General features: G+C 63.8%; 15 protein-coding genes. 6 read left to right on the forward strand and 9 right to left on the reverse strand.

Annotation, left to right across the window (positions count from 1 at the left end):
* The coding region (locus EPN33_07715; protein ID TAN22532.1) for a M20/M25/M40 family metallo-hydrolase at positions 1–1,031 on the reverse strand (1,031 nt) is incomplete at its 3' end.
* Here EPN33_07715 and EPN33_07720 point away from each other — a divergent pair.
* From EPN33_07720 to EPN33_07745, 6 genes are all read left to right on the forward strand, one after another.
* Positions 1,021–1,893 carry a PIG-L family deacetylase gene (locus tag EPN33_07720; GenBank protein ID TAN22533.1) on the forward strand — a complete coding sequence of 291 codons (873 nt, stop codon included), beginning with the start codon at positions 1,021–1,023 and terminating at the stop codon, positions 1,891–1,893. The genes EPN33_07715 and EPN33_07720 overlap by 11 nt on opposite strands.
* Entirely contained in the window at positions 1,881–2,882 is a 1,002-nt protein-coding gene (locus tag EPN33_07725) for a glycosyltransferase (protein TAN22534.1), read from the forward strand. Before EPN33_07720 ends, EPN33_07725 begins: the two co-directional genes overlap by 13 nt.
* Positions 2,883–2,885: 3 nt before the next feature.
* Positions 2,886–3,596, forward strand: a complete 711-nt coding sequence (locus EPN33_07730) for an RNA methyltransferase (GenBank protein ID TAN22535.1) — start codon at positions 2,886–2,888, stop codon at positions 3,594–3,596.
* A 3-nt stretch (positions 3,597–3,599) separates the two neighbouring features.
* Entirely contained in the window at positions 3,600–4,205 is a 606-nt protein-coding gene (locus tag EPN33_07735; protein ID TAN22536.1) for an RNA polymerase sigma factor, read from the forward strand.
* Positions 4,206–4,275: 70 nt separating this feature from the next.
* Positions 4,276–6,036, forward strand: a complete 1,761-nt coding sequence (locus EPN33_07740) for a hypothetical protein (GenBank protein ID TAN22537.1) — start codon at positions 4,276–4,278, stop codon at positions 6,034–6,036.
* Positions 6,033–6,767: a HEAT repeat domain-containing protein gene (locus EPN33_07745; GenBank protein TAN22538.1), complete on the forward strand. Its 735-nt coding sequence runs from the start codon at positions 6,033–6,035 to the stop codon at positions 6,765–6,767. Before EPN33_07740 ends, EPN33_07745 begins: the two co-directional genes overlap by 4 nt.
* A gap of 1 nt (position 6,768) precedes the next feature.
* Here EPN33_07745 and EPN33_07750 read toward each other — a convergent pair whose 3' ends face one another.
* The 8 genes from EPN33_07750 to EPN33_07785 form a co-directional block, all read right to left on the reverse strand.
* Entirely contained in the window at positions 6,769–7,494 is a 726-nt protein-coding gene (locus tag EPN33_07750) for a hypothetical protein (protein TAN22539.1), read from the reverse strand.
* Positions 7,491–8,102, reverse strand: a complete 612-nt coding sequence (locus tag EPN33_07755) for a sigma-70 family RNA polymerase sigma factor (GenBank protein TAN22540.1) — start codon at positions 8,100–8,102, stop codon at positions 7,491–7,493. The genes EPN33_07750 and EPN33_07755 overlap by 4 nt, the downstream gene beginning before the upstream one ends.
* Positions 8,103–8,138: 36 nt before the next feature.
* Positions 8,139–9,371: a fumarylacetoacetase gene (fahA, locus tag EPN33_07760; GenBank protein ID TAN22541.1), complete on the reverse strand. Its 1,233-nt coding sequence runs from the start codon at positions 9,369–9,371 to the stop codon at positions 8,139–8,141.
* A complete protein-coding gene (locus tag EPN33_07765; GenBank protein ID TAN22542.1) occupies positions 9,359–9,775 on the reverse strand; it encodes a BrxA/BrxB family bacilliredoxin in 417 nt (138 codons plus the stop codon). Before EPN33_07765 ends, fahA begins: the two co-directional genes overlap by 13 nt.
* Positions 9,776–9,793: 18 nt before the next feature.
* Entirely contained in the window at positions 9,794–12,424 is a 2,631-nt protein-coding gene (locus EPN33_07770; protein TAN22543.1) for a serine/threonine-protein kinase, read from the reverse strand.
* A 22-nt stretch (positions 12,425–12,446) separates the two neighbouring features.
* On the reverse strand, positions 12,447–12,626 hold the full coding sequence (locus tag EPN33_07775) for a hypothetical protein (protein ID TAN22544.1): 180 nt from the start codon (positions 12,624–12,626) through the stop codon (positions 12,447–12,449).
* 3 nt (positions 12,627–12,629) lie between these two features.
* Positions 12,630–13,043, reverse strand: a complete 414-nt coding sequence (locus EPN33_07780) for a hypothetical protein (protein ID TAN22545.1) — start codon at positions 13,041–13,043, stop codon at positions 12,630–12,632.
* 91 nt (positions 13,044–13,134) lie between these two features.
* Entirely contained in the window at positions 13,135–14,331 is a 1,197-nt protein-coding gene (locus EPN33_07785; GenBank protein ID TAN22546.1) for an aminopeptidase P family protein, read from the reverse strand.
* Positions 14,332–14,341 lie beyond the last annotated feature (10 nt).

Below are 14,341 nucleotides of genomic sequence, written 5' to 3' on the forward strand. Positions count from 1 at the left end.
GGGCGTTGATCGGGCACCAAGCGCATGCTGATCTTGGCGCTGGCGTGAGCCGGAATCACTGTCTTCGAGCCCGGCCCGGTAAAGCCGCCCGGCATGCCATGCACCTCGAGCGTTGGCCGCGCCCAGGTGCGCTCAAGCACGGAATACTGCTGTTCACCCGTTAAAGCGGCCGAGCCCAATTCCTGCTCCCGATAGGCGTTTTCGTCAAAGGGCAGTCGTTTCCAGGCCTCCAGCTCCGCCGCGTTCGGCGGCTGCACGTGGTCATAAAAACCCGGGATCAGGATCTTGCCCTCCACTGATTTCAGGCCCACGATAATGCGTGCCAGCGCTTCGAACGGGTTTGGCGCTACGCCTCCGTACATGCCGGAGTGCAAGTCCCGGCTTGGCCCCTGGACTTCGATTTCGGCATACACCATGCCCCGCAACCCAACATCAAGCGACGGCAGGCCAGGAGCAAAAAACGCGGTGTCGCTGACCACGGCGCAATCGCAGGCCAGCGCATCGTGATGCTGGCGAACATAGAGTTCCACGCCCTCGCCTCCGACTTCCTCCTCCCCCTCGAGCAGGAACTTGACGTTGACCGGCAAGCGGCCGCTCGTCTGCATCCAAGCCTGTACGGCCTTGACTTGGGCAAAGACCTGTCCCTTGTCGTCGGACGCGCCACGGGCATAAAGATTGCCATCGCGCACGGTGGGTTCAAAAGGAGGAGTGAGCCATTCGGAGAGCGGGTCAGGAGGCTGGACATCGTAATGACCGTAGAACAGCAGCGTGGGTGCTCCCGGAGCGTGCAGCCAATCGGCGTAGAGCAAGGGCTCGCCTTGGGGGCGTTCCTTTGGCAGCAGTCGCTGGATGTTTTCCATACCCATGGCTCGCATCTGTTCCGCGAGGAAGGCATGGGCGCGTTCCATGTCCGGGCGGTGGGCCGGCAACGTGCTGACGCTCGGGATCCGGAGCAGGTCCTTGAGTTCACTCAAAAAGCGGTCAGCATTTTGGTCGAGGTACGCGGGCAGCTCCGCAGGGATGGAAACCATGTTTCACGAGTATAGCAACCTGCTCGTGCTCGCTCCTCACGCCGATGATGAAGTCATTGGCGCCCTGGGAACGCTCTATGAATTCCGCGGCGCCATCACCATCGCCTTTTTGACCGACGGTGCGCCCGCGGCCCGCTGGCGTCCGCCGGGCCTCGACCGCAGCGAATATCGCCGGATGCGCCGCGACGAGGCACGGCAGGTCTGGGTGGCACGGCCACCTCTTGTTGGAGCCGCCCTCCCTGTGGTCGGGCTGTGGCCGAGCGTCGCTCTCCGGCAACGGACGCCCGCTGGCGCTCAGAGCGTCTCCAAGTTGCCGCGGCAGGCTTGTTGGCCGCAAGCGTGCTTGCGCTTCGCACTTATTCCCGACCAGCAGCTCGCCTTGCGCCTTGAGGCGGCGGCCCACTGGCTGGATCAGATCGTGGCCGCGACGCGCCCCGATGCCGTGCTCACTCCCGCCTTTGAGGGCGGACACCCCGATCACGATGCCGCCAATGTTCTCGCCAGCGTGCTGCGCGAAAAGGGACAGTTGCCGGTATGGGAGTATGCGTTGTATACGGCGCACGCAGGGGTGATCCGCCGGCAGGAGTTTCCCGGCGAACCGCAATGGACGATACGGCTGCCTGCGCGTGCGGCCGTCTCCAAGCGCGCTGCATTTGCGCTTTACCGTTCACAGGCGCAGACCCTGGCAGATTTTTCGTGTGAACAGGAAGCTGTGCGTCCGCTGCCGCCACATGACTACCGCCGGCCTGCGCTCCCGGAACCCTCGGTCTACGAACTTTGGGGTTGGCCGTGGAGCGCGCAGGATGTCGCCCGGCAATTCAGCGATTTTCTCGCGCGCCGAGTTGCAGCATGCAGGTGCTGATGCTGACCTACCCTGGAACGCCCGTCGGCCCGGCCGCCTGCGGCGGGACGGAACAGATGGCGTTTCTGCTGCTGCGGGCCTGGTCCCAGCAACGCGAGTTCGCTGTGACCTGGGTGGGCGCGGCGGGAAGCGTGCACTTTCCTAACGTCGAGTTCATCGCCTGGGAAAGCCTGCCCGGCGGGGTGCTGCCGCCCGCTGGCTGGGATCTGATTCACAACGAAGGCGCCTTCGCTGTGCGCACAGCGTTCGCGCCGACGCTTTTTACCCTGCACCTCGCGCGCTCGCTGTATCCGGCAGCACTGTTTGCCGAGCGGCCTGCAACCCTGCACTTTCAGTGCGTCAGCCGTGGCCAGTGGCAGCTTTACGGTGAGGCCGTCTGTTGCGGCTACATTGCCAACGGCATCGACTTGCAGCAGTTCCCTGTCCGCCATCGCGCTGCGGCAAACGATGCGCCGCTGTTGTACCTCGGCCGGATCTGCCCGGAGAAGGCGCCCCACCTGGCCATTGCCGCGGCGCGGCAGGCGAAGCGCCGCCTGTGGCTCGTAGGGGCGGTCGCGCCGTTTCCGGCTCATCAGGAATATTTCCGGCGCCAAATCGCGCCACAGCTCGGCAGCGACATCTGCTGGATCCGTCCGCCGGATCTCGACAGCAAGCGCACGCTGTTCCAGGAGGCTGCCGCAGTCCTGATTCCCTCGCGCATTGCCGAAACCAGCTCGATTGTCGCCATGGAAGCCGCCGCGTCAGGCGTTCCGGTGCTCGCCACCCGCGCCGGCGCTCTGCCCGAAATTGTCGCCGATGGTGAGACAGGCTTTCTCGGCAGCCCCGACGACTTCCCCGGCTTTCTTGACCGTCTTGCCCAAATCGACCCGCATGCCTGTCGTGATCGTGCCGAGCGCCTCTTTTCCTCGGCCCGCATGATCGCCTCCTACGCCGCGCTGTACCGCCGGCTCGCATCCCATCCCCATGCCGCCCGGTCCTGTAACCTGTAACCTGTGACCTCTGCGGCTGGCGTTCGAGTGGTTCTAGTGCGGGTGCGCAACCCGCTCAATATCGGAGCGGCAGCACGGGCCATGGCCAATTTCGGTTTTGAGGAGTTGGTTCTGGTCGAACCGTACGACAAAGCCTGGAAAACGGTTCGTTCGGCGCGAGCGGGCGAGACCGTCCTGGATCGCGCGCGCAGCGTGGAACGGATGGCCGATGCCCTTGACGGATGCGAGCTGATCGTCGGTACCACCGATGGCAGTAAACGCGTGCCGGAGCTGCCGCTGGAAGACTGGCGCGCAGTCGGTGCTTCCCTGCCCTCCGCGCAAACGGCTCTGGTCTTCGGCAACGAAAAGTCCGGCCTCAGCGTGGACGAGATCAGCTTTTGCCATCGCCTCGTCCGCATTCCCACGACTCCCGGCGCGCCCTCGATGAATCTGGGCCAGGCGGTCGCCGTCTGTCTCTACGAGCTGGCGCGCAGCGCGCGCCCGCTGCCGCGTTCGCCCACTCCGCCGGCGGCGATCGACGCCAGCGCACGCGAGCGGATGCTCGATGCCTGGTACCCCCTGCTGGAACGACTCGGTGCGGTGAAGCCAGGCCATGACGCCAGCCAGCGGCGCATCCTGCGCGAAATGCTGACCCGTTGGCGCTGCCGCCGCTCCGACGAGCGCCGACTGCTCGGCCTCGCCCGCCAAATCCGCAACAAGTTCGAAAAAAGCTAACTTATGCCCCCCGCTCGCGTCGATGGCAGTTGGATGACGAACGTGGCGGCGGAGCCGACTGCTAACGATGTCGCCGCAACCGCACCCGCGGTGTGGGACGAGGAGGGCTTTCGTGCCGTGGTGGAAACGCATAGCAGCCGCTTGTTCTCCCTCGCATACCGCATGATGGGCAACGCACAGGACGCGGAGGATTTAGTACAGGAGAGCTTCCTGCGGGCTTATCGCAGCCGTCGTGGCTTCGATGGCCGGGCCAGCGTCACCACCTGGCTCTGCCGCATTTGCACCAACGCCGCGCTCGATCAGCTTCGCCGCCGCCGGACGCGACCGCAGCCCGCTGCCGATCCCGAGGAAGGTGCGTCCTGGGCCGAGAGCCTGACCGCGCCCGGCGCCTCGCCCGAGCGCCTGATGTTCAGCCGTGAACTCAGGACACGCGTGCATGCCGCCATGGCCGCACTGAGCCCGAAAGAGCGCGCCGCCTTCGTTCTGCGCCATTACGAAGGCTTGTCTATTGAAGAAATAGGCACCGCGCTAGGGCTGCGAACCGCAGCCACCAAGAACACGATCTTTCGCGGCGTGCGCAAGCTGCGCGCCCTGCTGGAGGGCCTATGAAGCACATCGAGGAAAACGATCTTCTGGAGTTGGCAATGTCGCACGAAGCCGTGCAAGGTCACGCGGCCGAATGCCAAAAGTGCCAGGCGAAGCTGAGGCAGTGGCGGCACGTGCTGCACCTGGCCGGTGCTTATGTGCCCACCGCGGCGCCCGACCCCGCAGCCGTATGGCAACGGCTCGCGCCCCAACTTGCCGGTCGCCCGCCAAAAGCGCCAGTAGCCTGGCGGCCATGGGCCATCGCACTGGCCGCCTGCATCGCGCTCGCTGCATTTCTGCTTTTGCGTCCGCGACCGGCGGCCACCCCGGCGCCCTTCGCCACGGCAAAGGCGCCCTCGCCGGTATTGCGCTATGCCGTCGCCGAGCATCTCGACCGCACGCAGGCTTTGCTGGTCGAGTTGGCCCATGCCAACGAGCTGTCGAATGGGCCGGTAAACCTATCGTTGGAGAAATCCAGCGCCCGCAGGCTCCTGGGCGCCAACCGCCTCTACCACCAGAGCGCCGCGTTGCAGCACGATGCCGTGCTGGCGAACGTGCTGGGCTCGCTCGAGCCGCCCCTGCTCGAAATTGCCCACAGCCCCAGCCAGGTGCCTACCACCGCCTGGCGGCGCATGCAGCGCCGCATTGCCGCCAGCGGGGTGTTATTCAAAGTGCGCGTGCTCGATCAAACCTTGCACGCAGAAAACGGAGCTTTATGAAGATCACCCGCAGTCTTCCCTACGCGCTCGTCAGCCTTGGGCTGGCAGCCTCACTCAGCGCCCAAACCAGCAGTGCATCGCCCAAGGAGCAACAGAAACAGGCAACACAGCAATACCAGCGCGGCCTGGACGCCATCAATGCCGCGCAATGGGCCAAAGCGGAAGTAGCCATGGCGCAGGCACAAACCGTGCTGGCGAAGCTCCAGAGCAAAGACGCGAGCGGAGCGCTCTACTGGGAGGCATACGCTGCCGCCAAGCAGGGGGAGCGGGCCAAGGCAATGGCGGCTCTTGCCAGACTCCAGCAGGACTACGACCACAGCGACTGGCAACAAGACGCGGCCGCGCTCCGGATGCAACTCGACCTGCAGAGGGGTGTGCTCGCACCACCGCTGGCGCCTGTATCTCCGCTGCCAGCCCTGGCTCCCGCGCCGCCAGGATGGCACGACTCCTTCACGCTTGCGCCGGGGAGACGCGCTACCAACGACGCCGATGAGCTCAAGCTGCTCGCGCTCAACGGTCTGATGAACACTGAACCTTCCAAGGCGCTGCCGCTGCTGGAAAAGGTAATCAACGGCAACTCCGACGCAACCGTAAAGGATCGTGCCTTATTTGTGCTGGCGCAGAGCAATTCACCATCCGCCATCGCAACGCTCACCCATATCGCCCAATCCAATTCCGACACCAGCGTCCGCGAGCATGCGGTGCGCTATCTGGGGATGATGGGCGGGCAAAAGGGAGCAGCCGCCCTGGCGCAGATCTACGCGACCACAAATTCGATTGCGGTCAAACGTAGCATCCTGCGGTCTTATATGGTCGGCGGCGATACCACGCAATTGATTGCTGCCGCTAAAGCGGAACAGAACCAAAAATTACGGAGCGAGGCCATTCGCGAGCTCGGCCTTAGCGGTTCTCCGCAGGCCCTGGCCGCGCTGACCGGACTCTATCAAGGCGCCCGGGACCGCAACGCCAGTGACGCCGTCATTCAGGCGCTGTTCCTGCACAGTAGCGCGCAAGCGCTTGTGACGCTCGCACGCAAGGAGACCGATCCACGGCTCAAGGAAGACATCGTGCAAAAGCTTTCGCTGATGCACGATCCCATCGCTACCGCCTATCTCGAGGAGCTGCTCAAGCAATGAATCGTCTCGGACTCGTACTGGTAGCTGCCGCCCTTTCCACAGTGACCCTGGCGCAGACGCCAGGCACCATGCAAGCGCAATTGCACCGTGCTGAGCAATCGCCAACGCCGTTGTGGTGGGGCTATCGCGTGACCGGCATAGGAGCATGGAACTGCGGCACCGTCTACCTCGGCGGACGCGACCGTACGCCCCAGTCGGGTCCGGTCCGCATCTTGTTGCATATCGAAAACCATCAGGTCACGCGCGTTCGCGCCATTGGAGGCGAGTGCAGGATTGATGCCGGCGGTGAGCCGCTGCAATGGGCCGCTGGCGGCGATGCCGCGCAAAGCATGCAATTGCTGGCCAGCCTCGCCCAGCGTCCGGTTCCCGGCGCCATGGCTGCCCTGGCCGACAGTGGCGGCACGGCCGCCGTTCCGGAAATGATCCGGCTCGCCAAGCTCAACCCCTCGGCGCATGTCCGCGAACAGGCGATTTTCTGGCTCAGCCAGAGGGCGGGCCAAAAGGCGGCCGCCGCCCTCAGCAGCGCTGTCGCCAACGATCCAGATACGCGCGTCAAAGAGCGGGCCGTGTTCGGTATCAGCCAACTTCCCGATGGCCAGGGCGTACCCCTATTGATTCAGTTGGTCAAGACCAACTCAAATCCTGCCGTGCGCAAGCGGGCAATGTTCTGGCTGGGGCAATCCAAAGATCCGCGCGCGTTGGCGTTCATTGAGCAGATCCTGCGGCGCTAATCTAGCGGGTCGGGGCGAACGTTGTGGTGCCGGGCGGCGTGAGCGCCACTTGTTCCACGTCCAGCACCGGCGCCTGATCGCTGCCGCTGCGCTTGCCGCGCACCGTGACCCAGAGATGATCGGGCCGGTGCGCCGCCCGTACCTCGGCGAGCACACGCTTGCGGCCACGTGCGTCGAAGCGGAGGAAATGACCCTGGGCGTCGACTACGCCGATGCCAATAGCCACCTGCTGCCCGCATTTCAGAACGCAAGCCGCGGGATGTTCTGCCAGCTTGGCGCCGTAGTCGGCGAGACAATGGGTGTCGATCAGCCAGCCGGAGGTGGTGACGGCGCCGGCGCGGCTGCGGAAGATGCCGATCGCGGCCAGGATAACCACCGCCGCTACGGCCCACGATGCCCAGTGCCATCTCCGCTGCGGCGCCCGCAGCACTACCGGCGCCTTGGCATCACCGGCATGCACTTGCGCGGGCCGCAATTCTGCCGGCGCCAGAGGTTCGTCGAGACCCGTCGCGAGGGCGGCGTGCAACCGCTCGTGCACGCCCTCCGGCATGGTGAACAGCGTCTCCGCGCCAAGCAAATGCACAGTCGTTTGCAGACTGGCGAAGAAAGCAGCGCAGCGCGCGCAGATTTGCGCGTGGGCGCTGGCTTCGGCGGCAAGCGCCGCGTCCAGCTCGCCGTCGAGGAAGTCGGAACTATGGTCCACAAAGTCCTGGCAGGTCATGGTCATACGCTACTCCGGCGCGGCTGGCGCAACGCGAGGGCCAGCCGTTCGCGCAACTGCAAGCGGGCGCGCAATAGCCGCGTCTTGACATTGGCAATGCTCAGACCCAGTAATTCAGCCGTTTCCTGGGTTGACAGCAACTGCACATCACGCAGAACCACCACTTCACGGTAGCCCGGCGGCAACCCCCGCAACGCCTGATGCAACAAGGTCTCGAGTTCCTTCCGGCCCAGCTTCTGCTCTGGATTTTCCCGCCACTCCGCCACCTCACGCGGCAAAATGCCCTCATCCGTCACCTGCGGTTCGTCGAGCGACTCCCAGAGGTGGGCGTGGTTCTTGCGTAACTTCATGCGGGCAGTATTGAGCACGATCTGCGTCAGCCAGGTCTGGAACTTGGCGTCGCCGCGAAATTGATCCAAGTGCTCGAATGCGCGCAAAAACGTCTCCTGAACTACTTCTTCGGCATCCGCCGTATTCCCCGTAACCCCGAGTGCCGTCCGATACAGCCGCTGCTCGTAGCGCACCACCAGCGTATCGAAGGCACCACGATTACCGGCGCAGCTCTGCCGTACCAGTTCCCAATCCTGATCGGCGGCGGCTACCGGTTCGGCCATGCCTCATCCTAATACGATGTCTACCTGCGCAGGCCGTTACAAACAGGTTGCCGGCTTGATTCGGCCCGCGCAGGCGCCAAAACCGATGCGGGGATGGCCGGGGCGCTGGCCATAGGCCTTGAAGGTGATTTCATCGCCGTCTTCCAAAAAACCACTCCCCAACTCCAGCAGGCACCCGCGCGCCTCCGGCTCCGGACCCGACACCGTCCCCGTCCCCAGCAGATCGCCTGGTCGTAAATTGCAGCCATTGCTGGTGTGGTGCGCGATCATTTGCGCCACTGTCCAGTAGAGATCGCGCAGATTTCCTTTACTCATCCGTACATCTCCGCGCCATACCTCAAGTGTTACATCAAGGGCATAATCACCCGCATGCTGCAGGTACGGCAGCGGCGCCGGATCACCCTCAGGGCGCGGCGCCGGGCTCACCCGAAACGGTTCCAGAGCTGCGCGCGTGACCACCCAGGGCGAAATAGAGGTGGCAAAATTTTTGCCCAGGAACGGCCCCAGCGGCTGATACTCCCATCGCTGAATGTCGCGTGCCGACCAGTCGTTGAGCAGGCAAAAACCAAAAATGTGCGCATCCGCTTCGGCGATCGGAATGGGTTCACCCAGGCGGTTACCCTGCCCCACAAAAATCCCGACCTCAAGCTCATAATCCAATTGCCGGCACGGTCCAAACTCTGGCCCCGGGCCCCCGGTCCCTGACCCCTGGCTCAGCCTCTGCCCGCAAGGCCGCCGCACTGGCTGCGGGCTGGCGACAATCGACGAACTGCGGCCATGGTAGCCCACGGGAATGTATTTGTAGTTGGGCATCAACGGGTTATCGGGCCGGAAGAGCCGTCCTACGTTGGTGGCGTGGTGAATCGAAGCGTAGAAGTCGGTATAGTCGCCGATCGTGGCAGGCATCTGCATCGACGCGCCCGCTTGCGGCACCAGCATCTGGCGCACGCGTTCGCGCTCGCTCGCGGCCGCCGTGCTCAGCAGGGCCTGCAATTTCGCCCGCAACGCCTGCGCCGCCTCCGGCCCGAGGCTCATCAGCGCGTTTAGTACCGGCTGCCGACAGGCAGCCTGCAGCGGCTCTGGCAGAGCGTTCAGCGACCCGCTGGCGGCGGCGGCAAACAGATCGAGAATCTGGTCGCCAATGGCCACTCCCAAATGCACCGATCCGTCGGCCTTCCGGAAGGCGCCATACGGCAAATTGGCCAGCGGGAAGTCCGTTTCCTCGCTGTCGGCCGACGGCAGCCAGGACGGGGCGTTCACGAAACGCAATGCTGATCGAACGCTTCCGTCAGCACTTGAGCGATTTCCGGAGCCGCGTGGCCTTCAATTTGCCGGCGTTCGAGCATGAAGACGAGCTTGCCGTCTTTGAGCAATCCCATCGAAGGCGAGGAGGGCTCATAGCCGGTGAAGTAGCCGCGCGCCCGGTCGGTCGCGTCGGTATCGGCGCCGGCAAAAACAGTAATCGTGCGGTCCGGCCGCGTCTGGTGTTGCAACGCCAGCGCCAGCCCCGGCCGCGCCTTTCCCGCCGCACAACCGCAAACCGAGTTCACCACCACCAGCGTGGTCCCGGCCTTCGCCGCGGCCGCATCGACCGCCGCCGGCGTGCGCGCCTCTTCCACGCCAATCCGGGTCAACTCTTCCCGCATAGGTGCAATCATGAATTCCGGATACACAGTCAGCCTCCTTCTTTTTCAGTGTACTGCCCGCGTCGCGATGACCACGTTGCTGTTCGGCTGCCCGCGGCTGGCCGCCAGCCGCCCATCGCGACTAAAGGCGTAGTCTTTGATGCTCAGGTCCGTGAAGTGCGTCAGCTCGCGCGGCACGCCTCCGGCAATCGGCCAGGCCCAGATGTTGTCGGCCAAACCGGTGGCTTTCACATAAGTGACGGCCTTCCCGTCCGGCGTCCAGTCAAACCGGCCCCATGGCTGTGGGGGGAAATTCTTGAGCACGGTCGCCTTCACCTTTTCGCCGCTGACGTCGAGTAGCGTAGGGCCCTGCCGTCCGATTACCAACATCTTGCTGCCGTCGGGCGAGGCGGCAGCGCTCACGCTGTTGATCGGCTGAGAGTAAAGAAGGTGCGGTATCCCTCCGCTCAGTGGCACTACGTAGAGATATTGCGCTTTTTGCTTCAAGACCAGGAAGGCGACCTCTTTGCCGCCCCGAATCACTACCGGCTGCTGGGCCAGCATGCCGGGCGAGAGCACGGTTGCGCCGCTACCATCGGCGTTTACCCGCCAGACACGGAGCAACTTGTCCGCCAGTGTATGCAACACGATCTGACCGTTGGGCGCAACGTGAGGATCGCTGAACAGTCCCGCCAGTCCGGGCATCGCGATCTCATGCGCATCGGCGCCATCTGCTGTCTCCTCCCACAATTGCGTTTGACCACCCTCAATGCGGTTGGTCAATATTTTGCCTTGCGGTGTCCAAGCCAGCCCGTTCGCGCCCGCCATGTCATCACCGCCGCCGGGCAGTTCCACGGCTTTCGCTCCTGCGCTGGGAGCCCTCCAAACCGACGCCTGGGGGCTCGCGTGGAGTAAAGCGAGTTCTCCGTTACCCGACATCGTAATGTTTGCGTAGCCCTGCAAGTCATTCGTCCACTGCGTTCGCTTCCCACTCGGATACGCATAGCGCAACACTTCCGGGCCGTCGGCGCCCTCCCCGGCCGGCGCTGCCGTGCCGACAATGCCGGAGCCACTGCTTTGCCACGCCAAATCGCTAAACCCGCCCAGTTGATCCGGCCCCAACGCTTGCATGGCGCCGTTGGCTAAGGTCACGACCACCAGATTCTCCGCCAGCGGACTGATGCGGAACCGATCCACGGCAAGGTGTTTTCCTTCCGGCGACCACGCCGGTGCGTCCGGCGACGTCCCCGCGGAATCATTAGCACAAGCATAAAAATAGGGCGGGCGAACTTCCGCCACTTGGTGTGCTCCCGTTCCGTCGGCCTGCGCCACCATGAGCAGGGCGGCACGCGGATAGTCGTCGCGAATAAATGCAAGCTGCTTGCCATCCGGAGAAAATCCGGCTCCGCTGTCGGCCTGGCTGACGATCAGGCGCGGTGAACCACCCAGCACCGGCACCGCGTCGATCTGATTCCCGGTCAGGTAATAGACGTAGTTGCCGTCGGGAGAAAACGTCGGGTCGGCGCAGCAGGTCCCGCCGGCGGACACGATTTCCACGTCGCTGCTGGTGGGTATGTTCAGCAGCCGTAGGTCAGGGCCTTTCGGCGTCGCTTCCGTATACGCCAAAAAGCGTCCATCGCGCGAAATGGCCGCATCCTGCACATGACCGTTGAAGGTGATCTGGCGGAACTGAAGCTGCGGCGGTCCGGACGGTACGGCCGGACGCAACAGCCAAAAAACCAAGCCCGCCACGATGATCAACGCGGCCATTGCGTACCACGGCCACGGCGCGCCTCCACGCTGGGCTGCCACCGGTGTCTGCATACTCGAGGCCGGCACCGCGCTGGCGCTCGACTGACTGCCGCGCTTCAGCCGCTTCAAATCCGCACGCAAATCGGCGGCCGACTGATAGCGCAGATCCCGATCTTTTTCCAGGCAGCGGGCCACAATGCGCGTCATGTCTGACGGGAGCTCCGGCCGCACCTGCTCGAGCGGCACTGGTTGGTCTCGCAAAATCGCCGCCATGGTTTCACTCGAGGTGCGGCTGGGAAACGCAGCCTTGCCGCTGGCCATCTCGTACAGCACCGCCCCCAGGCTAAACAAATCCGAGCGCGCATCCAGTTCCTCGCCCCGCGCCTGTTCCGGCGACATGTAGGGAAACGTTCCCATGGTCATGCCCGGCCGCGTCAGCCCATCGGCATCCATCGGCCCCGCCACCGTCACCGCCTCTGACAACGCCTCGCCTTGCATCTTCGCCAGGCCGAAGTCGAGCACCTTCGTATGACCGCTCGTGGTCAGCCAGATATTGTCGGGCTTCAGATCCCGGTGCAAAATGCTGCGACGGTGCGCGGCGTCGAGCGCCTCGGCAATTTCCAGCGCCGCCTCGGTCCAGTGCTCGCCATGCAGCGGCCCGCGCCGCAGCCGCGCCTTGAGGGTTTCGCCCTCGAGCAGCTCCAGCACCAGAAACGGCCGTCCTTCCTGTTCGCCAGTTTCAAACAGGGTGCAGATGTTGGGATGGTTCAGAGCGGCGATGACTTGCGCTTCGCGTTCAAACCGCTCGCGCGCGCTGTTGTTCGCGGAAACCGGCAGAAATTTGAGCGCAACAAACCGGTTCAGCTTGCGGTCGCGGGCGCGGAACACTTCACCCATGCCCCCGGCGCCCAGTCGTTCCAGAATTTCGAATCGCTCTTCCACCACGATCCCGAAATGATAGCACCCGCTAATGAGGATTCAGGACGTACAGCAGCCAGCCGCCCGCAATCGCGCCGCCTACGAACCAGGCAAACGCCAGCAATCCATAGCGCACCTGCTCGCGCACGTCTTCGCGCATAGTAATGCCGAAAACGATTGAGGCAAACAGCGCGAACAAGACCACAGCCGTGAGATGCGAGACGCTCATGCCTTACCGCTTCCTCCCCAGCATCACATCACGCGCATCGGCCGCGGCGAGCAGATTCAGCAAGCCGCCGGCAATCAGGAACATCGACCCGTAGTTGCCCATCACGCTGTAGGCGTTGCCTGCTCCCCCGCCGGCCATCTCCGTGAAAAAATAGAGCACACCATTACAGATATCGCCCACCCAGCCCAGCATGTCGAGCAGATTACGCGTATTGAAGCCGTAGATGTGGCCCTGCAGCGCCAGCCCCATCCCAAACATGGCGATCACCGAGATCAGCACCAGCGTGCCCCGAATCCATTTCCGCCCGAGAAAGTAGCCCAATCCTGGAAATAGCCACCCCAGCAGCACGATCCACCACCCGCTGCGCGCAGGCGCGGCGGGGGTGGTTGCTTTGGGCTTCATGGTAGTAGAGGCCATCAGAAAAAGTTTTCAGCCAGCAGTTTTCAGTTCTGCCCGGCCATCCGCCGGTGCGTCTGCACTACTGAAAACTGACTACTGACAATTGTTTTCATATTCTCACGATTTCGCGCTGGATTGGGCCGGTGACCTCCGCCGCTTCGTCTCCGACGTACATATTGATCTCCGTGCGCACGCCGAACGGTTCACCGTGCGGGCAATAAATCCCGGGTTCGATGGTGAAAGCTGTGTGCGGCAGGATTTGACGGACGTCGTGAGTTTCGTAGTCGTCCATATTGGCGCCGCTGGCGTGAATTTCACGTCCGAGCGAATGACCGGTGCGGTGGATGAAAAACTCGTCGAGCCCGGCGGCGCGGATTACACCCCGCACCGTTTGATCAACCTCGAAACCGCACAAGCCGCGCTTTGCCGCCAGCGCATCCTGAACCCGCCGGATGCCCGCATCACGCGCAGCCGCAGCGATCGCAAAAACCTTGGCAAAGCGATCCGGAACCTGCTGCTCCTCCGCACGCAGCACGTAGCCCATCCAGGTCACATCGTAGTAGGCGCTGCCAGACTGATTCATCCGTCCCCAGACGTCGAGCAAGAGAACGTCACCAGGGCGAATCGGGCTGGAACCGCTGGCCGCCGGCTGGTAATGGGGATCGCCGGCATGCGCATTGACGCCGACAATCGGCGGCCCCTCCGGCGCGAGGCCGCCAGCCACAAGGCGATCCAGAATCCACTGCTGCAACTGATACTCGTTCAGACCTTCGCCGCGATCCAGTGATTTTCGAACGTGAGCAAAGGCGCCTTGGATAGCTTCATCGACAATCCGCCCCGCAGTGTTGTGCGAGGCAGCCATCGCTGGCGTCCAGAACGCATCAAAATGCGCAATCAAGTCGGCTGAACTGACGGCCTCGCAGCCCAAGGCCCGGATCTGCTCGACCGTCCCTGCATCCACCAGCGACACGGCCGGCAGTTGGCAGCCGGGAGAGTATTGCATCGCCAGTTTCGGATGCCCCGGCAGGCCGGCCAGCAGGCCACGTAAGCCGCCCTCCAGTTCCGTCCATTGGGCATATTCGCGCCGCTCACCGGGTAAGCTATCCAGCGCACCCGACTCGATGCGGTGCACCAGTTTACGCGGCTCACCCGTCGCCGGAACCAGGTAGTACCAGCGCCGCGTCGCCATGGCTTCCGGCAAACCGAGTATTCGGTACGCGATGGGGTCACGGTGGTGATGGTCGAAGAACAGCCAGGCGTCGACACCCTGAGCGCGCAACGCCGCTTGTATCCGTTCCAATTGCATACCGTCCAGC

Source organism: Acidobacteriota bacterium, assembly GCA_004299485.1.
GTDB lineage: Bacteria > Acidobacteriota > Terriglobia > Terriglobales > SCQP01 > SCQP01.